Here is a 24,101-nt window from a genome sequence, read left to right as displayed (position 1 = left end):
AAGTTTATTTTGTAATTGAGCCTCAAATCACGCTTTCATATCCCATTAATTCACAGTATTTTAGCGATTCAAAATTCCTATCTAAAATGAAATATTTATCGTTCATCTTCATCTGTACCTGCACACTGACTTTCGCCCAACGAGACATCTACAAAGACCCTTTCCGTCAGCTCGACCAGCAGCTACCTACTCCTAATGACTATCGCAATGCCAGTGGGGCTCCGGGCCATAAATACTGGCAACAACAGGCAGACTATAATATCCAACTGGAGCTCAATGATGATAAACAGACGATCTCTGGTCAGGAAGTGATCACCTATAAAAACAACTCTCCTGATGTACTGCCTTTCATTTGGCTTCAGCTCGATCAGAATATGCGTGCGCAGAACAGTCAGACTTATGAGATCGGCTCTCAAAAACTGGATGATAAAATGTCCGAGGCTCAGGTATCAGGCATGGAGCATCCTTTTGATGGAGGATTTAAACTCGAGTATGTCAAAGACAATGTCACCGGAGCCGACTTGAAAAAAACAATTAATTACACGATGATGCGGGTAGATCTACCTAAACCATTGAATCCCGGTCAGTCCTATTCTTTTAAGATCAAATGGTGGTACAATATCAATGATCGCATGAAGATCGGCGGTCGTTCAGGTTATGAATATATGGAGGAAGACAAAAACTATATCTATACGATAGCTCAGTTTTATCCACGCATGTGTGTGTACAACGATATTGAAGGCTGGCAAAACAAACAGTTTTTGGGACAAGGCGAGTTTACGGTAGGATTTGGCAATTTTGATGTGGCCATCACCGTACCTTCTGATCACCTCGTAGCCGCTACCGGTGAAATCCAAAATACCACAGAAGTCCTCACTAAAGAACAAATCGCACTCCTCGCAAAAGCTAAAAATGAACGCGTGCAGCCGGTGATCATCGCCAGCCAGAAAGAAGCTGAAGCCCGCGAACTCAAACATGCTACCACTAAAAAAACCTGGAAGTTTAAAGCGATCAATGTGCGCGACTTTGCCTTTGCATCTTCCCGCAAATTTATCTGGGATGCCATGGGTGTACCTCAAAGTGATGGTCGTGTCGTGATGGCTCAAAGCATGTATCCTAAAGAAGGCAATCCGTTGTGGGAAAAATATAGCACCAAAGCAGTAGCGCATACCCTCAAATGGTATAGCTATTATACGTTCGATTACCCGTATCCATCTGCCTGGAGTATCAATACTGATAAGATCGGGATGGAGTATCCGATGATTTGTTTTAATGGAGGCCGATGTGAGAAAGATGGCACCTATTCAAGACAGACCAAATATGCGACCATCGGAGTGATCATCCACGAAGTGGGACACAATTATTTCCCGATGATCGTCAATAATGATGAGCGTCAGTGGACCTGGATGGACGAAGGACTCAATACTTTCCTTCAATACCTGGCAGAGGTACAATGGGAGCCCAACTATCCTACCCGCCGAGGCCCTGCTAACCTGATCGTGCCGTATATGAAACTGGATGAAAAATTTCTCGAACCTATCATGACCAATAGTGAAAGCATCCAGCAGTTGGGATCGAACAGTTATGCCAAAGTAGCGACTGGTCTCAATATCCTACGCGAGACCGTCATGGGTCGTGAACTTTTTGATATGGCATTTAAAGAGTATTCCCGTCGATGGGCATTTAAACAACCCTACCCTGCTGATTTTTTCCGCACCATGGAAGAGGCATCCGGTGTAGATCTCGACTGGTTTTGGAACGGCTGGTTTTACAGTACGGATTATAATGATATCTCCATGTCCGAGGTCAAATGGATGAAAGTAGATCCTAAAGATCCGACCAAAGTAGCAGAAATGAAAAAAGAGCAAGCAGCCACAGCGCCTCAAAATATTTCCAAAACTCGCAATATGGAGAGCATAGATAAGTATTACTCAGATATGGATACCACCATCCGTGATTTTTACAGTACTTATGATGCCAACGAACCAGATGCGATCGACCAGGAGGCTTACAAAAAATCGGTCAGCAGCATGTCGGAAGATGAAAAGAAACTTATGGCCACCGGGGATAATTTTTACGAAGTCACTTTCGAGCGCAAAGGTGGACTCATCATGCCGGTGATCGTGCAGTTGCAATATGCCGATGGCACCAAAGAAGATTTTCGATACCCCGCAGAAGTTTGGAAAAAACTACCGGAAAACAAAATCACCAAAGCATTCCGCTCCCCCAAAGAAGTCACCAAGTTTATCCTCGATCCTTATCTCGAGACTGCAGATATCAATACCGAGGACAATCAATATCCACGAGTAAAAGAAGAGCCTTCGAGATTTGAAGTATTCAAGCAGCAGCAGGGGACGAGAGAGAATGAGATGCAGCGGGCGAAGCGGGCGAAGGCGAAGAGTTAGGGTGGAGAAGAAGTCAAGTATGTGCGGATGATCGCGCGGTAGCTCTTGACTTCTTTGCGCGTTGATGACTTGGTTTGCAAATTTGGACTAGCTAGCCCTGCAAGGAAGTCAAGAGCTTTCACGCAATCGCTGACTCACAGACTTGACTTCCGCTACTTCGTTTATTTTCCTACATTTATCCAGTGCCGATAAATATTAAATATCTCGAATCATTTCAGGAAAGCGAGTTTATGCATGTCTTGGCAAAGGCTGTTGGTAATAATGTTTTATTCAACACGGATGACAATAAAATTTATTTCCTGCATCAATACTTTGCGTATTTATCAGGCTATGTAGATACCTATTGTTATTGCCTGTTAGACAATCATGTTCACTGGCTGGTAAAATGTAAGTCAGAGAACGAATTAATGGATTTTTTGAGAATTCAAAATATTTCCCAACTCAAAAAGCATCAACGAGAATTCCTGGAGGGTAATATTTCATTTGAACGTGCGATGGAGTATCAATGGAAAGATTTTTTTATAAGTTACGCATTGGCGTTTAATAAAAAAAATGGCAGGCAGGGTACTTTATTTGTAAATCCTTTCCGTAGAATTAGTATCAAAGATGAAAATCACCTCATTCAAACGATTGTTTATATTCATGCTAATCCTATCAAACATAAGCTACAAAGTAAAATTGAAGACTGTAAGTATACATCATACAAATCGCTCATAAGTGATGATATCACCAGATTATGTAAAGAAAAAATACTGGAAATTTTTGGAGGGCGTGAGGCATTTATGGACACTCACAAGTCGCTTATAAACTATTATTACATCAATCCGTATGGTATGGAGTAGCAGAAGTCATCAGCAAAAGTCAAGTATGTGGGGATGCAAGGCGGCTGTAGCTCTTGACTTCTTTGCGTGCTGATGACTTGGTTTGATGGTTTAGGTTATGCTAACCTGATTCTTTGTGTGCTGATGACTTGATTTGCGAGCTTACATGGGCTAACCCGGCAAGGAAGTCAAGAGCTTTCCCCACAAACTGGATGCATTTTACCATAGGGTACAAAGGATTGATATGGAATTTGCAAAAAGACTACGCCACATCTGTAATACATCTCGAACAGGCCGTCATTCTGAGTCCTGACGACACCATGTGGAAGGATCTGCTCCTACAGGCTCAATATCATCAGGCCAAGTTATTTGTGCGTAGAGTCTCTCAGACCCGACGACGACCACAAACAGTCCTTATAATCGCAATTATATCAATGAAGTGACCCATTGGTGGGATGGGTCCCAGATCTATGGTAGTGACGAAAAGACTTGTATGCGCCTTCGTAGCCAGGTGAAATGAAAAATGAAGCTGACCGAAAAAAACCTCTTGTCGACTGACTCCAAAGGCCTGGAGATCACCGGATAAAATCGCAATTGGTAGGTGGGTCTGAGTTTGTTCCACACCTTGTTTACATTAAAACATAATGCTATCTGTGACGAACTGATACAACACCATCAAGGTTGGAGTGATGATCAACTTTTTCATACCGCCAGGCTCATCAATGCCGCCCTCATGGCCAAAATACATACGATTGAATGGAATAGTGCGATCAATCCCAATCCTGCAATCTATAAAGGCAACCACTCTAATTGGTATGGTTTACTCACGATGCTTAAGCATAAAAGGACTGGCGTACGGTCGCACCTATCAATATCCGCAATACAGAGCTCGGGCGTAGTAGGCAATCCTATCAAAAGATTTGGGCGAGACTTTGGACTCACGGAAGAATTCGTCGAAGCCTATCGTATTCATTCTATGCTGCCGGAAACTTTAGAAATAAGGGATATCCATTCAAAACAAATGATGGCGGATATTCCTTTTACTGCTTCGAGACATATTGGTGCTGCAGCGTGCTCTCTGGTATTCATTGGGAAACATATCTTCATTAGCGTGTTGGACAAGATACTATCGCTCACTCAACACAGACCTGACTTCCACTCTGGTAAGTTTCGATAAAAATAAAAAAATTAACCGTACTTTTAACCGTACGATTAACAACACGATGATATGATAACTGCTAACGAACTGAAAATCAAAGGAATAAAAGCAATTGAAGCAAGCCTTAAAGATCATAAAGAGGTCGGCATCACTGTCCGCGGCAAGACAAAATATGTGGCGATGACGCTGGAGCAGTATGAGTATATGCGCCAGATTGAGTTGGATCATGCTTATCATGAAGTGATGCAGGATTTTGAAAAAGGCATTTATGTCATAGAGACTGCAGAAGATCATATATCCCGTGTCTGGAAAGAATCAAAGATTGAATGAGATGCCCAGACTCGTCACGACTACCACTTATGAAAAGAGGTTGGCACTTTTTAAAAAGAAACATCCAACGCTGAGAAATCAATACATCAAAACAATTACTTTACTTGCAAATAATCCTGTGCATCCTTCTTTACGGCTGCATCGACTTAAAGGAAAACTTGAAACTTTTTACTCAGTTTCGATCAACTTAAAATACGGGATTCTGATTGATTTTATCATTCGGGATGACTTGATTATTTTGATTGATGTTGGTGACCATGGCTTATACGAGTGATGTTAGCTACTTGTGCAGACGAAAGTGTGGAAGCTCTTGACTTCATCGCAGGCAAGCTTATATATATACTTGACTTCCGCTGGAACAGAAAGAAGGAGCCCGGATGGTGAAAGAAAAAGGTCGGGTACAACTTGCGATCCAATTTAGTCGTTTGGGAAGACTTTCACTCTGGCCCGCACGTATTGGGAAGGGATAGGGTTTAATACGTATCACCTAAGGCGAACTCATTCTTCCGTTTGATCCACCTACCTCTGGTGAAATCAGGAAAAGTCACCGGATGACTGCCCAGGGCAATACTTTCTTCTGATAGCGTAGTGATCGATAACCAGGTAGCCGCATCATATGCATCTATCGTGGCTGGTTTGTTGGCCTTAAGACATTCGACAAAAGAATTGATGACAAACCAGTCCATGCCACCATGACCTGCATTCTCGGCCTTTTTTTCATATTTTTTCCAGAGAGGATGATCATATACTTTGAGCATGGCTTCGGCGGGTTCCCAACTATGGTCTTTGGTCTTTCCATGGATCATCAGAGACTGGTTGACATCCATCCAAATCCCATTAGTACCCTGTACTCTGAATCCAAGCGAATAGGGCCTGGGCAGGTTAGTATCGTGAAACAAAGTGATGGTCTCCCCATTATTGCACTTGATCATGGAAGTGATCACATCTCCTAACTTAAATTCGATTTTGGCATTGGGATGCTCTGATCCACCACGGGGATGATTGATGATATAATCATGCAAGCCCCTGGCTTTGCTCGCCATAGAAGTCAGATATATGAATCGATTGCCCCGGTTGATATTATTCATCATAGCGATGGGGCCTACTCCATGGGTCGGATAGAGATCACCATTACGCATGACGGAGTGTTGGGTGCGCCATCGCGCCTCATGAAATCCTTTTTCATTAAATTCTACACCACCACCGTAGTATTGTTTGCCATCATTAAATTTGACTTCACGCAGGTCGTGTTGATACCCACCTTCAAAATGGATCATTTCTCCGAATAGATTTTGCCTCACCATATTGAGTACAGCCATCACATCTCTTCGATAACATACATTCTCCAGGAAAAACAAATGGCTGCCTGTAGCTTCATGGGTGTTGACCAGCTCCCAACATTCGTCGATAGAGAAAGAGCCACAGACTTCGGTGGCGGCATATTTGCCCGCTTTCATTCCGGCGATGGCCATTTCGCTGTGCCACTCCCAGGGGGTGGCAATGATGATGGCATCTACAGCAGGGTTTTGCAACAACTCGAGATAGCCTCTGTCTCCATCGAGGTAAACCTTGGGTAAAGGTTTGCCGACTTTAGTAAACAGTTTATTGCATTCATCAATTGAAAACTGATCTATATCATTAATAGCGACGACCTCACAATCATCTCTGTACAATAATTGTTCTACATGATTGCGACCCCTGGCGCCAACTCCTAAGACCCCGATGCCCGGTTTGCCATTGGCGAAAGTCCTGGTTGCTGATTTTGAAGGAATGGGTTGGTTGGTTGCCTTCAAGACAGATCCTGCACCGGCCAAAACAGTTGCACCTAAAAATTTTCTTCTATTAATCGACATAAACAGAGGATTTGGATTATCAAATAATACTGGATAAAGATAAATTAATCTGAACAGTATTGGATACTCATCCTCTAAGGACCTGATTAAAAGGTCAGTTTTCCATTCATTCTATACACCCATATCAGCAGGAAGATAAAAAGAAAGAAAAATAATATGAAAAGTCCAAAACAAGAACCCTTCTTGCCATAATTTGTATTTACTTCTTCCATTTCGAATAAAAAATCTACTTGTGAAAATCTATGCAAAGAAACACCAATTTTTTCATCCCTCATTGGCTAAGGGATATTTTATTAGATTTTCCTAATTGTTAAATGTAAAATGTTAATATATAATAAAATAAATATTAGACAATAATGTAATATATGATTAAAGAGATATATATTTGTCATAAGATGAACCATTCATCGATCATAACCGTATTTCAAAGAAGAGTATCATGCTAAAACAGTCGATTAGTCAAAAAATGCTTCAAAAGCTGTCTCCTCAGCAGATTCAGCTCATGAAGCTTCTTCAAATACCCTCTGTCAACCTGGATCAGCGTATCAAAGAAGAGTTAGAGGTCAATCCTGCTTTGGAAGAAGGAGATGATGAATCTGCCGATGTATTTGATCTCGCCGGAGAAGGCGAAGAAAAAGCTACCGACGAGCAAAACGAAAAAGATGAAATCCTGGATGAATATATCATGGATTATCTCGAAGACGATCCCTCTACCTATAAAACCAGCACAGGTCAGACACCGACTCCTGAACAAGAGAAACAAACTCCCATGCCGGTGGAGCGGACCTTCCATGAATACCTGATGAACCAACTGAGCTTGCTCAACCTCAACGAAAGGGAGTATAAAATAGCAGTCCATATCATAGGTAGTATAGACGATGATGGATACCTTCGCCGCGACCCTTTGGCGATCATCGACGACCTGATGTTTACTCAAAACATTGATGCCACCAGAAAAGAAATACTCGGTATACTCAAATCCGTTCAACAATTTGATCCCCCGGGTATCGGAGCACGTGACCTTCAGGAGTGTCTTATCATACAACTCAAAGTCAAAGCTGTCAAGCCAGGTAACAGTCCGGACCAAAAGAAAAAAATAGAGGCGGGACTAGCTGTATTGACCACTTATTTTGAAGAATTTACTAAAAAACATTTTCACAAATTAGAGCGCGGTCTTAATCTGCAAGGGGATGATCTCAAAGATGTGATGGATGAAATCTTAAAGCTCAATCCCAAGCCTGCCAGCGCATTCAACGAATCCAGCGCACAGTCTGTCCAATATATTATCCCTGACTTTATCATACTCAACAGTGATGGATTCCTCGAACTCACACTCAACTCCAGGAATGCCCCGGATCTTCATATCAGTGAACAATATAAAAATCTGCTCAATTCCTACAAAGAAAGTTATAAAACGAATAAGACCTCGCGCCAGGCTAAAGAAGCTGTCCTTTTTATCAAACAAAAGATCGACAGTGCCAAATGGTTTATTGATGCGATCCGTCAACGACAGGAGACCATGTTCCGCACGATGTATGCCATCATGCAATATCAGCAGGAGTTTTTTAAGACAGGTGATGAGCGAAAACTCAAACCCATGATCTTAAAAGACATCGCCGAGATCTCGGGCTATGATATATCTACGATATCCCGCGTCGCCAACAGCAAGTTTGTACAGACCGAATATGGAACTAAAAGGTTAAAAGAATTTTTCTCTGAATCGCTACAGACCCAGGAAGGAGAAGAGGTGTCCACGCTCGAAGTCAAAAAAATAATATCAGACATGGTCGGTGGCGAAAGCAAGAAAAAACCATTGTCAGACGAAAAAATAAAAACAACCCTCGAACGCAAAGGATATAATATCGCCCGCAGAACCATTGCGAAGTATCGGGAGCAATTGAATATACCCGTGGCTAGATTGAGGAAAGAACTGTAGGATCAGCAGTCAGCAGTCAGAAATCAGCAGGCAGAAGACAGAAGTCATTAATTGGCAATTCAACGATTCTACAGTTATACAATGCTTCATTTTTTCTTCCCTACATTTATAGTTGTTTTATTAATCAACAATGCAATAATGAAAAAAATCAATCGAGGGAGATTATGCTTTTTTATCCTCAGCCTGATGGCTTTCCCCATCCTGGCTCAGGTCACAGTCAATGAGGTCATAGCTAAAATAAAATCTGAGGTGACCTGCGACTGGGCTGCTCAGACGGTCGATAATATTAAAGCGGGAGATGGCAATACCGTTGTCACCGGTATAGCCACTACATTCATGGCTACGCTGGATGTATTGAAAAAAGCCAAAGCTTTGGGATGCAATTTTATTATCACCCACGAACCTACTTTTTATAGCCATACTGATGATCTCACGCTGCATGAAGGGGATCCGGTACAAGAGGCCAAGTTGAAATATATCAGGGACAATGGCCTGGTGGTATGGCGATTTCATGATCACCTGCACCGCACCAATCCGGACCAGGTATACGAGGGTGTCTTGGACAGGTTGGGTTGGAAAGCTTATACCATGAGCTCCTGGCATATCATAGACATTCCGGAAAAATCATTAAAAAAAGTAGTGAAGGAATTGGAGCAAAAGATGAAAGCAAAGACTATACGGGTAGTGGGAAACCCCAATACTAAAATATCTAAGGTAGGTCTGGTGCTAGGTGCAGCTGGATCAGGAGCACATTTTAATATGCTTAAAAACAAAGACTGCCAACTCCTGATAGTAGGTGAAAGCAATGAATGGGAGACGGTGCCTTATGTACAGGATGCCATATCCGAAGGTCAACAAAGGGCATTGATCGTCATGGGCCATGCCGACTCCGAAGAGTCCGGTATGGTATACTGTAGAGACTGGCTCAAAAAATTTTATCCCTCGATGAAGATTGAATTTGTAGAAGCCGGCAATCCGTACCGGAGAAACTAACCATCCTTTATTTTAGCATCTTGAGTGCTTCACTAATCGCCCGATCCAGTTGCGGGTCACGACCAGACAATTTATCTTCAAAACTATTGATCACTAAGATATCAGGCTGGACACCAGATTTTTCAAGGTCTTTGCCATCCAGCGTGTAACAGCCCCAGGCAGGCATCCGCAGGTTGGACCCATCTACGAGGCCAACTCCACTCGTGAAAATAATCCAATGATAAGTCTCATTGCCAATGATTTTACCAAGTTTGAGCGCTTTAAATCCTTGAGCAGTCATCTCTGCATCGCTCAAAGATTGTTCATTGGTCAATAAGATGATGGGTTTGTCACTGGGAGCAAAATTGGATTGAGGCGATAAGCCACCTTGACGATATTTCCACTGAAGGTAGGAGCGCTGACTCAAAAATTTCAATACTTCATCATGCACATTACCTCCGGTATTATACCTCAGATCAAAGATCAAAGCTTCTTTTTTATTGAGTTCGTGTGTCATGTCTATGATAAAATGATCAAGCTCATCCTGACCCATATTTTTCATATAACCGTAAGCGATCCTCTGGTTACTTTTCTCATCGACCCGTTTTTGATTTTGATCGATCCATTCATCATAGTTGGAATCAAACAATGAAGCCTGCGGATGCAGCATATTGACGATGGTCTGACCATGGCGGTTAAAGCTTAATTGTAGTTCTTTGTCTCTGGATGGCACCGTAAAATAAGCGTTTCGGTTGATGGCATGATTTACACTTTCTTCATTGACTTTAATCAAAACATCTCCGGGCAGTATATCAATCCCTTTTTTATCTGCTGCTGACCGTTTAAGAATTTTTTTGACGGTGTAAGGTTGGTCGTTTTCAAAAATAATCCCGGTCTCCATGGTTTGATTTTGCAGGTCAATCTTTTCGTCATCACCAAATGTGCCAAATCCTTGATGAGATGAGTTTAACTCTCCCAGCATATCATTGAGCAGTGTGCGGAGATCAGCGCGCGTATTGAGATAAGGCAAATATTGTTTATATCGTGCTTTGGTTTTTAGCCAGTCCAGGCCATGAAATCTTTCATCATAATAGTTTTCTTCCATCTGTGCCCAGGCTTCATAAAACATTTGGTTGAACTCAGCTGAAAGATTCCTTCTAAAAGTAAAATCAATATTAATAGGTTCTGCCTTGTTGCCATCCAGATTGAGTTTATGGATAATGCCGTTATGCAGCGAATATAATTTATCACTTACTTCCACGATATCAAAACCAAAAGCATTGTCTGTACCAGCTATTTTCTCCGTTTTATTGGATTCAAAAGGTTCGATGGTGGTCTTCCAAAGGGCTCTTTTGCCTTCACCATGATCACTCACATACAGTACGTTGGTTTTGTCCCCTTTTTGGTATACAGCCTGAAGAAATTGAGTGCCTGCTTCGGGACCGATCTCTTCCATGCGTTCCATGATGAGATCCATATCGATGTGGATGGATTGCGTACTATCATTATTGATTTTCTTAGTGGTATCTTTTTTTTGCTCATTAAAAAGTGCATGGTATTTATCGATCTTGAAAGGTTCGTCTATCTTTTCCAAAGGCAAGCGATACACTTTGGCATCAGGCAAACCTAAGGGATATAAGGGCTTTAATCGCTGTGAAATAAAATAGATATAATGGCTATCGCGGGACCAGATGGGACTGGTCTCGGTGATATCTGTCTCCGTGATATTGATGATTTTGTCCTCCTTAATATGGTAGACCTTGATGTCTTGTTCAAAATTTTTACGTGCAGTATAGATTACATATTCGTCATTTGGAGAAAATCCAGGATCGCTGTTTTGAAATCCCCAGATCTCATCTTTGATAATCATCTTACTGTTCATGCTTGAAAGATCAAGGAGTCTGACCTCATCTCTTCCACTATAATAGACTGCCTGGGTGCGTTTGGTATTCAGGACAAGGTTTCGATTATTGCGTGCATCCTGAGTGATCTGCACAGGTGCTGCCAGGCTATCCGCTGGCACGGTATATAGATTGGTGAAGCCCTCAAAAGTCTGACTAAAAAGTAAAGTTTTATTATTAGCAAGCCACTTTACTTCTTTGACACGTTCTGCAGTAGGTCTATGGATTTGTTGAATAAACTTGCCTTCAATATCACTGACGAATAATTCTCCTCTCGATACCAGTGCAAGTTTTTTTCCGTCAGGGGATACATCATAAGCAGTAATTTTTCCTTTTACATTAAAATCTTTTTCCTTGGGCAGGGTATTGTTGCGCACGATCACGATATTGAGTTGGGATGCTTTATCAGTTCGCGTATCATATAGCCAGAGTTGATAATCTTTTTCAAAGACGATTTTATCACCTTGTGCACTGACCTGGGGAGATTTGATAGAAGTGGAAAATTGAGTAAGTGCTTTTTTCATACCATGATCCAGGCTGTACAAGTTGTATTCACCATTGGCCTGATCTGATATAAAATAGATGTTTCCTTTACGATCAATGGTGGTAGAAAAATCCTTTCCTTCCCAGTCAGTGTATTTTTTAAATTGTTTTGTTTTTAGATTATAAGATTGGATCTCAGGGTTGAAGGGGCCCTTGTATCTTTTGCGGGCCGCTTGATTACTGCTTTCCCAGGTATCACTAAAAAACAATTCGCCGGAGCCGGGAAGTTCGATCAGGTTATGATCATATTGAAAAAAATAATCTCCAAAAACCCTGTAAGGCGTGCCTCCATCGATGGATATTTTGAAGCCTGCGACCTGGCCCATCCGGTTGCTGTTAAAATATAAGTACTTTGAATCCCAACTCCAACTGTATAGCTCATCATTGCTGCTGTGGAAAGTGATTTGTTTGATTTCTCCGCCTTCTACCGGCATAAGGTAGAGATCACCATTGCCATACTGTCTGCCGGTGAATGCAATCCATCGGCCATCCGGCGATACCCGGGGAGAGGTCTCGTATCCCTGCATGGCAGTGAGCCTCGTCGCCATGCCATCCTTGACGGCTGCTTTCCAAAGATCTCCTTCGTAACAAAAAATCACGGTCTGACCATCAGGACTCAGGCAGGGGCTGGATAAGAAATAAGCATTATACTGAGCATAGCTCATGCTTCCGATGAACAAAAGGGCAGAGAACAAGATAGATTTATACATAGTTTGACAAAAATTAGATGGGAAAAATACTATAATTCTGAGTCAGAGTGAGAGGGATACTCCACTTAAATATAAAAGTGAATTGGATAGAAAAGTTACAAATGTTTTAATAAATGGTGATCTACTAATTTAATTGCTTTTATTTTTCTGATCCAATGAATATACTTGTTCTTATTTTGCCATAGCTTTTAGTAAACTCACACCTTATTTATCACGGAGGATGGAGCTACTTTCACTACTTGTTTAGATGCCTGACACAAAAAAGACTTTTTCCAAAGTAAAGCCCGGGTTACATCCCCGCAACAAACATCGTGAACGCTATGATTTTGATTTGCTGATAAAAGATAGTCCGGACCTTGCTACTTATGTGAGATTAAATGAGTATCAGGATCAGTCGATTGATTTTTTTGATCCGGAAGCAGTCATTTCGCTCAACCAGGCGTTGCTTAAAACCTATTATCATATCGACTTCTGGCAGATACCGCCGGGGTATTTGTGTCCACCTATCCCCGGACGCGCTGATTATATACACCATGTGGCCGATCTATTGTACGATCCTGCCAAAATAACAATCCTTCCAGGAAGACAGATACGATGTCTTGATATCGGCGTCGGTGCAAGCTGTATCTATCCTATCATTGGCGTCCAGGAATATGGCTGGTCCTTTGTTGGGACGGACATAGATGCATTGGCTATAGCATCTTCGAGGCAAATCATAGACTCCAATCCTGCTTTAAAAGACAAGGTCACGCTGAGATTACAAACCAATCCCAATAAGATATTTTATGGAATCATACAACCGGAAGAATTTTTTGATGTGACTATCTGCAATCCACCCTTTCATGCTTCCCAGGCTGAGGCCCTGGCTGGATCTGTGAGAAAATTGCAAAATTTAAAACGCAAAAAAATCACCCAGCCTATATTGAACTTTGGTGGTCAAAAAAATGAACTATGGTGTGTCGGAGGGGAGGAAAAATTCGTCTCCAAGATGATCTTCGAAAGTAAAGCTTGCTCAACCAGGTGCCGGTGGTTCACAGCCCTGATCTCCAAAGAGAAAAGCCTTCATCATATATATAAGACTTTAAAGTCAGTGAGTGCTATTGAAGTAAAAACGATACCAATGATTCAGGGTAATAAGTCGAGCAGGATCGTGGCCTGGACTTTTATATCGTGATTCCCCGCGCATCCAAAATCTTTCCTATCTTCCATATATGAACTACTAGAAAGAGAAGTAATAGACTACTATCAAAATCCTAATAGCGTTATTATTTTTGATAATGTCCTTTCAAAGAAAGCACAGTAATCAAGTCATTTGTAACTTCATAAACAAGCCTATGTTCTTTGTCGATCCTGCGAGACCAGCAACCTGTTAGGGTATGTTTTAGTGGTTCGGGTTTGCCTATACCATCAAAAGGTGTTTCAATAATTACTTCAATTAGTTTGCGTATTTTTTTGAGAACGACTATGTTGTTAATTTTTTTCCAGTAAGCTAAATCTTCTTCGGCTTGTATGGTAAATTCTATTTCCATATATCGTCAAGGGCTAATTTTACAGTTTTGCCCTCTATGGCTTGTTTCCTGCTTTTTTGAATTTTAGCCACAAACTCAGGATTGTAAGGCGATTCTTCAGCAACTTCAAATTTTATTTTCAAGGCTTCAAAAAAAGCTTTGATTATGCTTAGTTCGTTTTCATTGGAAGGATGAGCAATAAGTACATTTTGCGTTTTCATCGTTGTGTAAATTTAAAATTGTTTACATTTTATTTTTAGCAATAAAGGCATCTTAGAATGAATATATCATTGTTTTTTCTTATACAAAGATAATAGCAATTATTATGTTGTATTTAGCGAATATATGTATTCTTTTTGTGCAAATAAATTGTCAAGAAAGCAAAAATTAAAAATCACAAAAAACTAGTATTGCTGAACACAGAAGCTTGATGTAGCAATTGTAAAAAACGGAGGCAAGTATTTAGACCGATGACAAAACCCATCGCCCCGCATGCAAAATCTTTGCTATCTTCCATACATGAACTACCGTGTCTACCTACGGTTTTTTGTTACGCTCTTAAGCTGCTATATAAGTAGTGATGTATATGCGCAGCGCTTCCCGGTACAGGCGACGATCCAGGTCCTGCCGCCGTACTCACCGTATTTGTCAGATTATGTAGCGCCGGGTCAGGATCGGATCCGCATCACGTTGGTACTGCTGGATCAGAAAGAACCAAGTCTGCCGGTCAAACTCAAACTGCATATCGAAGGGGAGGGATATACCTTCGCTTCGGGCACCAAAGTAGCCACCTTGCCCCTCACGTTGCAAGCCAATGTGCCGCTGACCCTGACCAATGCAGACCTGCTGCCCTATCTCCGACCCGACAATGCCCTGGTGCAAAACTTCAAAACCAACTCCAATAATCCCTACAAACTCAATGAAGGACTCTACCAGTTTTGTGTAGAAGTATACCACTATATCCGCGACGAGACGCCGATCTCCGATATGGCTTGTACGTTGGCATTTTTGCAGGAGTTGGATCCACCGCTGATCGTATCACCGGAAGGAGAGGTGACCCCAGGTGCACCACAGGCCATGATGATATCGTGGCATACCCAGCACTTTGGAGGATTTCCGGTAGACTATGAGGTATCGGTGTATGAGCAAGTGGCAGGCATGGGAGACCAGGCGATCGTGGAATATACAGCACCCCTGCTGCGGCAGACTACCCCCGGGCTGGCTTATATGTACCGGGCAGATGATCCGCCACTGGAGATCGGCCGGACCTACCTCGTGCGCGTACGGGTTCGCGATGCGCTGGGGCGCAACCTGTTTAAAAACGATGGTTACTCGACGATACAAAGCTTCCAATATGGACGACCCTGTGAAGTACCGGCGATCACAGAAGCCAGGCTCTACCCGGATGGCCATGCGCATATCGCCTGGACGACGGCAAGCAATTATGGAGCCGAAGAGATCCGCTATCGCTACAAAGACGAACTGAGCTGGACCCGGGGCACTACGACAGATCAATCCTATGCGATACCGATCAAAAAATCCAGAGGTCCCCTCGAGGTACAGATCGGGACCACCTGCTACCAAAGTCTGGCTGTCGAAAGCGAGATCGCAAAAATCAAACTCGACCGCAAAAGCCTGCCCAGGGGATTTTACAGTTGTGGTATGGAGCCCGGCGAAGAAGCAGCCCCGACCAATGTCCCACTCGAAGAATTGAATGCCAACGACACCATCTCCAGCAATGGTTATATGGTGATCATCTCCTCGGCGACAAAAAACGGAGACGGCAGTTATAGCGGGACGGGAGGTATCGCCATACCGATGTTTAACGGCGTGGTCGTCAAAGGCAGTTTTAGCCATATCCGGGTCAATGAAGACTATGTGATGACAGCGGGGGAGATCAAACTCGAAAGTGCAGGGGTGCTACTGCTCTCGGACAAATACCTGGCCCTGCTCGATGGGCTGATCGAGACGATGCAGAGCGCCAGTAATATCCTCAATACAGTCACCTTCCAATCTGCCATAGAATATCTGCGACCTTATCTCGGTCTGTTTTTGGACGACGCTCTCAAGGATGCCTTGCAACAGGCGATCGACGACCTCGAAAATGCCACGGATCCGGATGCCCTGCTCAAAGCCCAGGAGCACCTCATATCAGTTCTCGGGGAAATCACCGCAGAGATCAAGATCCTGTACGATGCACCCTATCAGATTAAGTTTGTGGCAGACCCGGATCAACGCTATGGATTTGACTCTTATGACAAGGCTCAGTTTGCGCCACTTCGATCCGATTATGACCAGCTGTCGATCGGTCAACACGAATACGATGTACCCTACAAATCCCTGGCCGTAGGAGAAAGAGACTACCTGATTGCCAAACCCGATGTACTGCCCACCCCTGAGTCAGAGGAGATCTACTTTGTCACGGAAGAAGGCACCCGGGTAGAGTCGATCGTCCAATCGGACGGCAGCTACCGTCTGCACCTGCCTGCCTCCACTGCCAAACACCTATATATATTGTATGCTGTCATCGCACCCATAGACAGTACGCTACCCGAGCACATCGCCGGCCAGTGCAAGATCATCGTCTACGAGCCCCAGGTCCAAAAGGTAGTGCTCATTCCGGTAGCCGGAGCGCAGGCACCGGATGCCGCCGCGATCCAGACTGCTCTCAACAAGATCTATAGCCCTGCGGTAACCCAGTGGAAGGTCAGCCTGGCACCCAACATCACGGTACCCGGCTATGACGGGGTGCTCGACTCGATCAAGACCGGTATCCTCTCGACTTATACCACCGAGATGCGTAGCATCATTCAGGCCTACGATCAGGGACGGGATGACACCACGGCATACCACCTATTTATAGTTTCTTCGACTGCAGAGACCGGGCTGCTGGGCTTTATGCCAAAAAAACGGGCCTATGGCTTTATCGTCAGCACCGATGCGACCACGATAGCCCACGAGCTGGGCCATGGAGCTTTTCGTCTGTCCCATATCTGGGAAGATTATCCCGGAGTCAACGGCAGTGGGGATCTGATGGATTATAGCCAGCCCCAGGGGAGTCAGCTGCTGCATTATCAGTGGGAGTTGGTGCAGAAGCCGGAGCCGATGGTGGGGTGGATGCAGGGAGATGATGAGGGCAAACAGATCGTACAACAAGCATTTTATTACGATCGATATGTATATTTTCGATACGATGGCGGTGAATCCTGTTATGGAGCGATTACGCCGGGAGGTCAAAAAATAAGTTTACCTGCCAATGCGATCGCTTCGTTTTATCCTTCAGATGGTGGAGCCTGGCCCAAGGGCAGCCTGGCCGGTTTTAATATTGATAAAACTACCTACCTGGGTTGGTGGAACCCGGCCAATAATTATTTTTACGGATACGCCCCGGTTCGCCAAACGCCCGGTGGTAATGAACCGATCTTGCCTTATTATACTGGACTTGCAGGATCATCCCAATGCACGATATTCTCCGCATCGGGACTGGATGCCGACTGCAATCAAACCATATTATTTGATTCTCTCCACAGTCTGACGCTGGCCAATATAGGTGTAGACTCCATTGTGGTATCAAAGAAACTGTCCTTACAAAATCTAAGTATCTATGAGTCAGGCAAAGGAGTTCAGGGTCCCTGTGGGTGTTACTCAGGAGCATGCGTGGAGCTATTAGAGAAATTTAAAGACCATCCTTATCTCAAGGAAAAGAGTTTGCTGCGTGATGTCATCTGTCGCAATCCCTGTCTGCTCAATCAACCCTTTATTACTTTTGACAATCTTCCAACAGCATCCGGTCAGTGGATGGAAGATTTTAATACTGTCTTTGGCTCCTTATTACAAATTGGGTTTGCACCCGCTTTAGTCGATGCGGCAGGGGCTTATTTTTTAGCAGAATTGCCGGCCCTGTTACAACAAAAAGGTAAAGACTTTGTCATCGGCTATGTTTTTGATCTGCTGGTACAACGAGCGATGCATGATGTATTTAATGCAGATGAACCACTGCAATTGGATTTTGCACAGGCGTTGAGCTCCGGATTCGAAAGCATGATAGAATTAAAAAATGCGGCCGGAGAAATAGCTGTAAGTGTAGCCCTAGAATGTTTTGTGAATGGAAATTTTTCAGAAGGAAAGATCAGAGATCATTTTGATGTAGATGCCTGTTCTACATCTGCTTTGTGGGCGGTCTTGATACAAGGTGGGATTAAAGGAATCGGCGCGGGCATCAGGACTATACCGAAGGATAAATTTATTGAAGGTCTGGCCAGATTAATCCGATCTCCAGATTCACCGGAAGCATTATTCAAAGCAGGCCTTTCGCCAGACGATGGTACGCTTTGGAAATTGTACAAATTATTCCATGGAGACATCCCCAATGCCACTGATATAGAGGCTTTGTTCAAAACTTCAAAAATTGAAGCAGGGGATGACTGGATAAAACATTTCGAAGATGCAAGTGTGAAGGCTGATTTATTGGAATCTGGATTCTACTTAAAGTTTAGGGACCTGCCATTTACTGAGGAGGAGAAAAAGGAAATGTTGAAAAGCCTCCTGGAATATGGGAAGGAGCATCCCGGGGATTTAAAGAAGGTCTTGGAGGATTTTGATGGGAGTGGGGATAAGTTGGAGTTTGTGAGGGGGTTGAAAGCAATCGAAGGATCCTGGAAAATATTTTTAGAGGATGCCTTTGTGCAGAGAATTAGAAATGAGGTACTGGCTAATATTGAATTAAGAAATAAGTTTCCAACTCTATCGGTTGAAGAATTAACAGCAATTAAAGTATACACAAGCAACCAAATGCGAAATGGTGAATATATCTACAAGTCTTTAAATACGGAATTGAGAGACGGAACATTAAGTGATTTTAGTAGAGAATTGAATGATTTGTTAAATAAAGGCTTAAGTAAATTAGTACCCTACAATGGGCTCAGGGTTTTTAGAGGATGCGGTGAATTAGAATCGCAAATTGCCAAAAAATGGAATGTAGGTGATTTTATTAAGTTTGATGATTTCAAGTCATCTTCCATTTATGAAAACACTGCAATTAATTTCATGAATTTAGGAAGTGGTGATGTAATTTATGAAATCCTTAATCCAAAAGGTTACAACATTTGCCAAATTTCATGTTTACCAGGTGAAGCAGAAATTTTATTCAAATCAGGGTCAAAATTTAAGATACTAAAAACAGAAGGGCTTTTTATAAATATTGAAAAAGGTTCAAAAAAAATACAATTAGAATTTATACCATGAAGACAATGACAATTATTGATAGAAAGCTAGATTTTCTATTAAAGTGGAAAGAAAAGAAGAGAATTTGGATGAGGACTTAAAGAGAGATTTGAATTGCCAAATATCTGCTTGGTTGAACTTAAAAAATGAAATGGAATTTGAGTTATTGACCCCTGTTGAAAAGCAAGTAAAAAGAATTGGATATTTGGCTTCATGTAGAAAGACAAATGCTAATTGTAATGGGAAATTAAAGTCTATAAATATTTATGATATAATCAATATTTCGCTGCCTTATATTAGAGCGTTAAATCATTCATTTAAATTATTCATAATATTAGAATTATGATTGATTTATGGACTTTATTGATATTGATTTAACAGGAGACTACAAATTCTCCTGTTAACTCATGAAATTGAAAATTATTTCAAACCTTATTTTGAAATTATTGCACCTTTTAAGATGGATATGTTTAAAGAATGTTACGAAAGAATAGAAAATTTATATACTGAGCTTAAAAAACTCGACAGCGAATAAATGACTGCAATCCTTAATTAAAAGTTTTTTAAAGGAATGTCAGTTGGAAAAATACTTCTTGAAGAGAAAAAAAATTCGGTAAACAGCTAACCGCTTTGAGACTAAGGTGAATCAATTGAGGTCACCCTCTCGTCTCATTCCTAAGACTAACCCTATCTTTACACCCTCCATGCAAAAAAATCTAATCCAGCCCATCCTTATAGCTCTATTGCTGCAGACTATATGCTATAAGTCCATCACTGCGCAAATGGCTGACACCACTCCCAATCCCATCACTCAAGTCATACTCCTCGGCACTGGCACACCCAATGCCGAAGCGGACCGATCGGGCCCCTCATTGGCCATTGTCGTAAATGGTACCCCGTATCTGGTCGATTGTGGTCCGGGGGTCATACGCAGAGCCGCGGCGGCCTATGAGATGGGGATAGATGGATTGAAGGCCTCTCTGATCAATACCTTGTTTATTACACATCTTCACTCTGATCATACAATAGGCTATCCTGATTTTATCCTCACTCCTGCGGTATTGAATCGCGAGGGCCCGGCCAGGGTATTTGGCCCTGCCGGGATCCAATCCATGACTGATCATATCCTGGCTGCTTACTCAGAAGATATCGACCTGCGGGTACATGGATTGGAGCATGGTGATTCTATGGCTTACAAAGTAATAGCGCAAACGCTGAGTCCTGGTGTGATCTACAGGGATGACAATGTCGTAGTCAAAGCATTTAAAGTCCATCATGGATCGTGGAAAGAAGCATATGGATTTAGATTTGAGACGCCGGACAAGGTCATCGTGGTGTCCGGTGATTGTACTTTTAGTGAGGAACTAATCGAACAAGCACGGGGCTGTGATATCCTGATACATGAGGTTTATTCTGAAGAAGGTTATGCAAAACGAACCCCTGCCTGGCAAGCTTACCATGCACAGTTTCACACTTCTACCAGCCAATTGGCAGCGATCGCTAACCAGGTCAAACCAAAATTATTGGTGCTGACTCACCAGCTGATCTGGAGCTCTACAGAGGAAAAATTATTGGAGGAGATCCGCTCAAAATATGATGGACCGGTCGTATCTGGGCATGACCTGGATGTGTTCTAAAAAGGATAAGCCTATTTTCTTTACTGGTATTGACAGTTCGCTTTTTGTAATCAGGCTATGCCTCCAACTAAAGCCATATATTATTGACTGTACTTTAAATATTTTGTTCCATTATAGGTTTTGCCTTCTGTAGTGACAACTACTTTTACACCTCCGTCCTTTTCTATTTCAAAACTAGCTTTAGGGTATCCTATTCCACCTTCAAAGGTATTATTGCCTATATATTTAAGACCTGCCAAAAGCAGTCCATTTCTTTTCATAAATATCAAGTCATCCTTTTTTAAAAACTCAAAAGCATTACCGTCTCCCAGTGTATAAATCCCGGTAATCTTATCATATACATTTTTGTCAAGAGGAATCTCTTTGTTCAAAATCACATTAAAGACAATCTCGCTTTCGCCGGATTTATTTTTGGAAATATCAAGTATTCTATTTACGGCCTGAGGCGAAGCAGCCCATTTGTCTGTCTCCACATACTTATCCCCTTTAAAATATATTTGAGTTATTAAGTCCTGCTGATTTGGTACAGACACCCGCATATGGATATGAGCAGGCCTCCAGGAGGCTTCATTGTCCGGATTAGCTTTATAGGAAACAGGTACAATCGTCGTAAACTTATAGGTTCCTTGTTTTTTTGTTTTTTGGCCACCACGATACCTGTATTCATCAGAGGCATTGTCATACACTTCATTTTCATCGCAATGCCATATTTCGACTAACGCATTTTCGATAGGAGTTTTTCCATCTTCTTTAAAAATACTTCCTTTTAAAATGACGGGAGCGCCCTTTGAATTGGGGAGGATAAGGTTAGTCTTCAAAGGAGCCCCTGGCCTGTAAAATGGACCAAGAATATCTGTGGTAGTGGAGGTATCACCCACAAAGCTTTTACCATTATAGTTTAAACTTCCGAATGCACTGATGCTAAGGACGGACATCGATGAATTTTTTAAAAATTTTCTACGTTGCATAATTTTAGGTTTTAGGTTAAAAATTTTAGTGGCAAGCCCTCCCTGTATCATTACTAAACGAAAAGGCAGATTGGTGTAGTGTATGCCTGGTGCACAGAACGGTTGCTAAACTGCTTTAAAGATGGGGATTTATATTGTAAAATCATGGGTCAATTAATTGCAACCTTTTTATATGACAATGAACCCTACTGAATTAGTTAATAAAAATTCCTATTGCTTTTAGCCATACCAGGTCCATGTTTATAAAAATTATTTCCAAAATAGCTCTATAATTGCCTTCCAGATTATGAGCATAAAAGCTGTGTTGTCCGCAAGAAATCAACAATGAAACAACCTCATTCAAAAAAATTAAACGAACTCGCGTCCACCGCCATCTCCGGCAACGATATCAGTTCTTCCTGTTTATATGTATCGGCCCTGGCGGTGATCTACTCCGGCCAATATGCCTGGATCGCCCTCCTGATGGTGGGGGCAGTCCTTTTCCTGTTTAGAAAAGTGTATGGAGAGGTGGTAGGGGCATTGCCTTTGAATGGGGGAGCTTACAATGCTTTACTGAATACGACCAGTAAGCCTATGGCTTCGCTGGCAGCTGCTTTTACGCTGCTTTCCTATATGGCTACTGCAGTGATATCGGCCAATGAAGCCATGCACTACGCACATGCATTGTTTGAAAATCTACCGGTGATCGCCTCCACCATCGTACTGCTGGCCATATTCATGGGTTTGAGCATCATTGGGATCGGCGAGTCATCCAAGGTGGCCATCGTCATCTTTATTTTTCACCTGGTCTCCCTGGTAGTCTTGTCGGTGTTTGCGGGTATCTATTTGATGAACCATGGCCTGGATGTCTTTACGAGCAACTCTCTGGCCCCTGTGAAATCAGGCAGTATCTGGAAAGCCCTGTTCTTTGGATTTTCTGCAGCTATGCTGGGCATCAGTGGATTTGAAAGTTCGGCCAATTTTGTGGAGGAGCAGGAAAAAGGGGTATTTCCTAAAACCCTCAGAAATATGTGGATCGTTGTCACGGTATTCAATCCATTGATGGCTTTTTTGGCGTTGGCCATCATCCCGATACCTACAATCGAACAGCATCAGGAGGCTTTGCTATCGTATATGGGAGGTTTATCCGGAGGTAGCTGGCTTTCGATCGTCATCTCGGTAGATGCAGCCCTGGTGCTTAGTGGTGCGGTATTGACTTCGTTTGTCGGTGTCACCGGATTGGTAGAAAGGATGACGCTGGATAGGGTATTGCCACCATTTCTACTGAAGAAAAACAATAGGGGAAGTTCGTATCGAATTGCGATCGCTTTCTTTTTCTTATGTGTATCGATACTGCTGCTCACTCAAGGCAAATTAGGCGCATTGGCTGGGGTATATACTATTGCTTTTTTGTCGGTCATGGTGTTATTTGGTATCGGCAATATCTTATTAAAAGTGAAAAGGAGGAATCTTCCCCGCCCGGAAAAATCATCCTGGCCATCCTTGTTTCTCGCCATTGCAGCAGTGATCATCGCCATCATCGGCAATGCCATCTTAAACCCTGCTTACCTCACGGTATTTTTTGAATATTTTATACCTACTATTCTATTGATCATCATTATGCTTAACCGGACGGTGCTCCTGAAGTTCATTCTCAAGCTGATCAAATATTTTCTCACCCCTGTCCAGCAGGTACTGGAAAAATCCAATAATGATATTCTCCAGATAATCGATAAGATCAACTCCCAGGAGTTCGTCTATTTTACTAAAGATGATACGATCTCAACTCTAAATAAAGTAATGCTATATATTCAGCACAATGAACACACCAAAAAACTCCGGATTGTCAGGGCATTAAATAAAGGAGAAAGAGTAGCTGAACAATTTGTCTCCGACCTGGATGTGTTGGACAGAGAATACCCTGAGATCAAAATAGATTTTATCCAATTGGAAGAAGATTTTGGGCCGGACCTGATCAAAAGACTATCCAAAGAATGGAATGTGCCAGTGAATTTTATGTTTATTGGATCTCCCGGAGATCGGTTCCCATTCAGCCTGGAGCAATTGGGTGGGGTTAGGTTGATTATCTAGGGTTGGAGAAAATATCCGGAACTGTTTGTGGATAATGTTTTCGATTTATCCCCCGAAGTTGATGT

Annotated in this window: 18 protein-coding genes; 13 read left to right on the top strand and 5 right to left on the bottom strand. The window is 42.5% G+C overall.

Annotation, left to right across the window (positions count from 1 at the left end; translation table 11 throughout):
• The first annotated feature begins 86 nt into the window (after window positions 1–86).
• The 6 genes from IPJ09_14605 (at window position 87) to IPJ09_14580 (ending at window position 4,989) form a co-directional block, all read left to right on the top strand.
• Window positions 87–2,405 carry a M1 family metallopeptidase gene (locus IPJ09_14605; protein MBK7372638.1) on the top strand — a complete coding sequence of 773 codons (2,319 nt, stop codon included), beginning with the start codon at window positions 87–89 and terminating at the stop codon, window positions 2,403–2,405.
• 230 nt (window positions 2,406–2,635) lie between these two features.
• Window positions 2,636–3,247, top strand: a complete 612-nt coding sequence (locus IPJ09_14600) for a hypothetical protein (GenBank protein ID MBK7372637.1) — start codon at window positions 2,636–2,638, stop codon at window positions 3,245–3,247.
• A gap of 409 nt (window positions 3,248–3,656) precedes the next feature.
• Window positions 3,657–3,746, top strand: coding sequence for a hypothetical protein (locus tag IPJ09_14595; protein MBK7372636.1), 90 nt, complete (start codon window positions 3,657–3,659; stop codon window positions 3,744–3,746).
• 105 nt (window positions 3,747–3,851) lie between these two features.
• Window positions 3,852–4,403, top strand: coding sequence for a hypothetical protein (locus tag IPJ09_14590; GenBank protein MBK7372635.1), 552 nt, complete (start codon window positions 3,852–3,854; stop codon window positions 4,401–4,403).
• A gap of 51 nt (window positions 4,404–4,454) precedes the next feature.
• Window positions 4,455–4,715 (top strand): hypothetical protein, encoded by a 261-nt coding sequence (locus tag IPJ09_14585; GenBank protein MBK7372634.1) that lies wholly within the window; start codon window positions 4,455–4,457, stop codon window positions 4,713–4,715.
• A 1-nt stretch (window position 4,716) separates the two neighbouring features.
• Window positions 4,717–4,989 (top strand): plasmid stabilization protein, encoded by a 273-nt coding sequence (locus IPJ09_14580; GenBank protein MBK7372633.1) that lies wholly within the window; start codon window positions 4,717–4,719, stop codon window positions 4,987–4,989.
• Between the two features lie 199 nt (window positions 4,990–5,188).
• On the opposite strand, the gene IPJ09_14575 is transcribed toward IPJ09_14580, so the two are convergent.
• Window positions 5,189–6,568 carry a Gfo/Idh/MocA family oxidoreductase gene (locus tag IPJ09_14575; GenBank protein ID MBK7372632.1) on the bottom strand — a complete coding sequence of 460 codons (1,380 nt, stop codon included), beginning with the start codon at window positions 6,566–6,568 and terminating at the stop codon, window positions 5,189–5,191.
• Window positions 6,569–7,007: 439 nt separating this feature from the next.
• On the opposite strand from IPJ09_14575, the gene rpoN reads away from it, so the two are divergent.
• Both rpoN and IPJ09_14565 read left to right on the top strand, forming a co-directional pair.
• The gene (rpoN, locus tag IPJ09_14570; GenBank protein ID MBK7372631.1) at window positions 7,008–8,504 is read left to right on the top strand and encodes an RNA polymerase factor sigma-54; all 1,497 of its coding nucleotides are present in this window, start codon (window positions 7,008–7,010) and stop codon (window positions 8,502–8,504) included.
• A 138-nt stretch (window positions 8,505–8,642) separates the two neighbouring features.
• The gene (locus tag IPJ09_14565) at window positions 8,643–9,497 is read left to right on the top strand and encodes a Nif3-like dinuclear metal center hexameric protein (protein MBK7372630.1); all 855 of its coding nucleotides are present in this window, start codon (window positions 8,643–8,645) and stop codon (window positions 9,495–9,497) included.
• Window positions 9,498–9,504: 7 nt separating this feature from the next.
• Here IPJ09_14565 and IPJ09_14560 read toward each other — a convergent pair whose 3' ends face one another.
• The gene (locus IPJ09_14560; GenBank protein MBK7372629.1) at window positions 9,505–12,630 is read right to left on the bottom strand and encodes a PD40 domain-containing protein; all 3,126 of its coding nucleotides are present in this window, start codon (window positions 12,628–12,630) and stop codon (window positions 9,505–9,507) included.
• Window positions 12,631–12,877: 247 nt separating this feature from the next.
• Between IPJ09_14560 and rlmF the strand changes: the two genes are divergently transcribed.
• A complete protein-coding gene (gene rlmF, locus IPJ09_14555) occupies window positions 12,878–13,804 on the top strand; it encodes a 23S rRNA (adenine(1618)-N(6))-methyltransferase RlmF (GenBank protein MBK7372628.1) in 927 nt (308 codons plus the stop codon).
• A 91-nt stretch (window positions 13,805–13,895) separates the two neighbouring features.
• On the opposite strand, the gene IPJ09_14550 is transcribed toward rlmF, so the two are convergent.
• Complete coding sequence (locus IPJ09_14550) at window positions 13,896–14,159, bottom strand: Txe/YoeB family addiction module toxin (protein MBK7372627.1); 264 nt, start codon at window positions 14,157–14,159, stop codon at window positions 13,896–13,898.
• Window positions 14,150–14,359, bottom strand: coding sequence for a hypothetical protein (locus tag IPJ09_14545; GenBank protein MBK7372626.1), 210 nt, complete (start codon window positions 14,357–14,359; stop codon window positions 14,150–14,152). The genes IPJ09_14550 and IPJ09_14545 overlap by 10 nt, the downstream gene beginning before the upstream one ends.
• A gap of 271 nt (window positions 14,360–14,630) precedes the next feature.
• On the opposite strand from IPJ09_14545, the gene IPJ09_14540 reads away from it, so the two are divergent.
• The 3 genes from IPJ09_14540 to IPJ09_14530 all read left to right on the top strand — a co-directional run bounded on the left by IPJ09_14540 (window position 14,631) and on the right by IPJ09_14530 (window position 20,998).
• Entirely contained in the window at window positions 14,631–19,382 is a 4,752-nt protein-coding gene (locus IPJ09_14540) for a hypothetical protein (GenBank protein ID MBK7372625.1), read from the top strand.
• Window positions 19,383–19,425: 43 nt separating this feature from the next.
• Window positions 19,426–19,707 carry a hypothetical protein gene (locus IPJ09_14535; protein ID MBK7372624.1) on the top strand — a complete coding sequence of 94 codons (282 nt, stop codon included), beginning with the start codon at window positions 19,426–19,428 and terminating at the stop codon, window positions 19,705–19,707.
• 436 nt (window positions 19,708–20,143) lie between these two features.
• Window positions 20,144–20,998, top strand: coding sequence for an MBL fold metallo-hydrolase (locus tag IPJ09_14530; protein ID MBK7372623.1), 855 nt, complete (start codon window positions 20,144–20,146; stop codon window positions 20,996–20,998).
• Between the two features lie 80 nt (window positions 20,999–21,078).
• On the opposite strand, the gene IPJ09_14525 is transcribed toward IPJ09_14530, so the two are convergent.
• Complete coding sequence (locus IPJ09_14525; GenBank protein ID MBK7372622.1) at window positions 21,079–21,966, bottom strand: hypothetical protein; 888 nt, start codon at window positions 21,964–21,966, stop codon at window positions 21,079–21,081.
• Between the two features lie 324 nt (window positions 21,967–22,290).
• Here IPJ09_14525 and IPJ09_14520 point away from each other — a divergent pair, with 324 nt between their 5' ends.
• Window positions 22,291–24,036: an APC family permease gene (locus IPJ09_14520; protein ID MBK7372621.1), complete on the top strand. Its 1,746-nt coding sequence runs from the start codon at window positions 22,291–22,293 to the stop codon at window positions 24,034–24,036.
• Window positions 24,037–24,101: the final 65 nt, after the last annotated feature.

The organism is Saprospiraceae bacterium, assembly GCA_016709995.1.
Taxonomy (GTDB): Bacteria; Bacteroidota; Bacteroidia; order Chitinophagales; family Saprospiraceae; genus JADJLQ01.
Note: the sequence above shows the minus strand (reverse complement) of the source record. Positions and strands in the feature narration are given on the sequence as shown.

Coding starts and splice junctions, on each gene's coding strand:
- IPJ09_14605 (MBK7372638.1), top strand. CDS start 87: ATGAAATATTTATCGTTCATCTTCATCTGTACCTGCACACTGACTTTC.
- IPJ09_14600 (MBK7372637.1), top strand. CDS start 2,636: ATGCATGTCTTGGCAAAGGCTGTTGGTAATAATGTTTTATTCAACACG.
- IPJ09_14585 (MBK7372634.1), top strand. CDS start 4,455: ATGATAACTGCTAACGAACTGAAAATCAAAGGAATAAAAGCAATTGAA.
- IPJ09_14580 (MBK7372633.1), top strand. CDS start 4,717: ATGCCCAGACTCGTCACGACTACCACTTATGAAAAGAGGTTGGCACTT.
- IPJ09_14575 (MBK7372632.1), bottom strand. CDS start 6,568: ATGTCGATTAATAGAAGAAAATTTTTAGGTGCAACTGTTTTGGCCGGT.
- rpoN (MBK7372631.1), top strand. CDS start 7,008: ATGCTAAAACAGTCGATTAGTCAAAAAATGCTTCAAAAGCTGTCTCCT.
- IPJ09_14565 (MBK7372630.1), top strand. CDS start 8,643: ATGAAAAAAATCAATCGAGGGAGATTATGCTTTTTTATCCTCAGCCTG.
- IPJ09_14560 (MBK7372629.1), bottom strand. CDS start 12,630: ATGTATAAATCTATCTTGTTCTCTGCCCTTTTGTTCATCGGAAGCATG.
- rlmF (MBK7372628.1), top strand. CDS start 12,878: ATGCCTGACACAAAAAAGACTTTTTCCAAAGTAAAGCCCGGGTTACAT.
- IPJ09_14550 (MBK7372627.1), bottom strand. CDS start 14,159: ATGGAAATAGAATTTACCATACAAGCCGAAGAAGATTTAGCTTACTGG.
- IPJ09_14545 (MBK7372626.1), bottom strand. CDS start 14,359: ATGAAAACGCAAAATGTACTTATTGCTCATCCTTCCAATGAAAACGAA.
- IPJ09_14540 (MBK7372625.1), top strand. CDS start 14,631: ATGCAAAATCTTTGCTATCTTCCATACATGAACTACCGTGTCTACCTA.
- IPJ09_14530 (MBK7372623.1), top strand. CDS start 20,144: ATGGCTGACACCACTCCCAATCCCATCACTCAAGTCATACTCCTCGGC.
- IPJ09_14525 (MBK7372622.1), bottom strand. CDS start 21,966: ATGCAACGTAGAAAATTTTTAAAAAATTCATCGATGTCCGTCCTTAGC.
- IPJ09_14520 (MBK7372621.1), top strand. CDS start 22,291: ATGAAACAACCTCATTCAAAAAAATTAAACGAACTCGCGTCCACCGCC.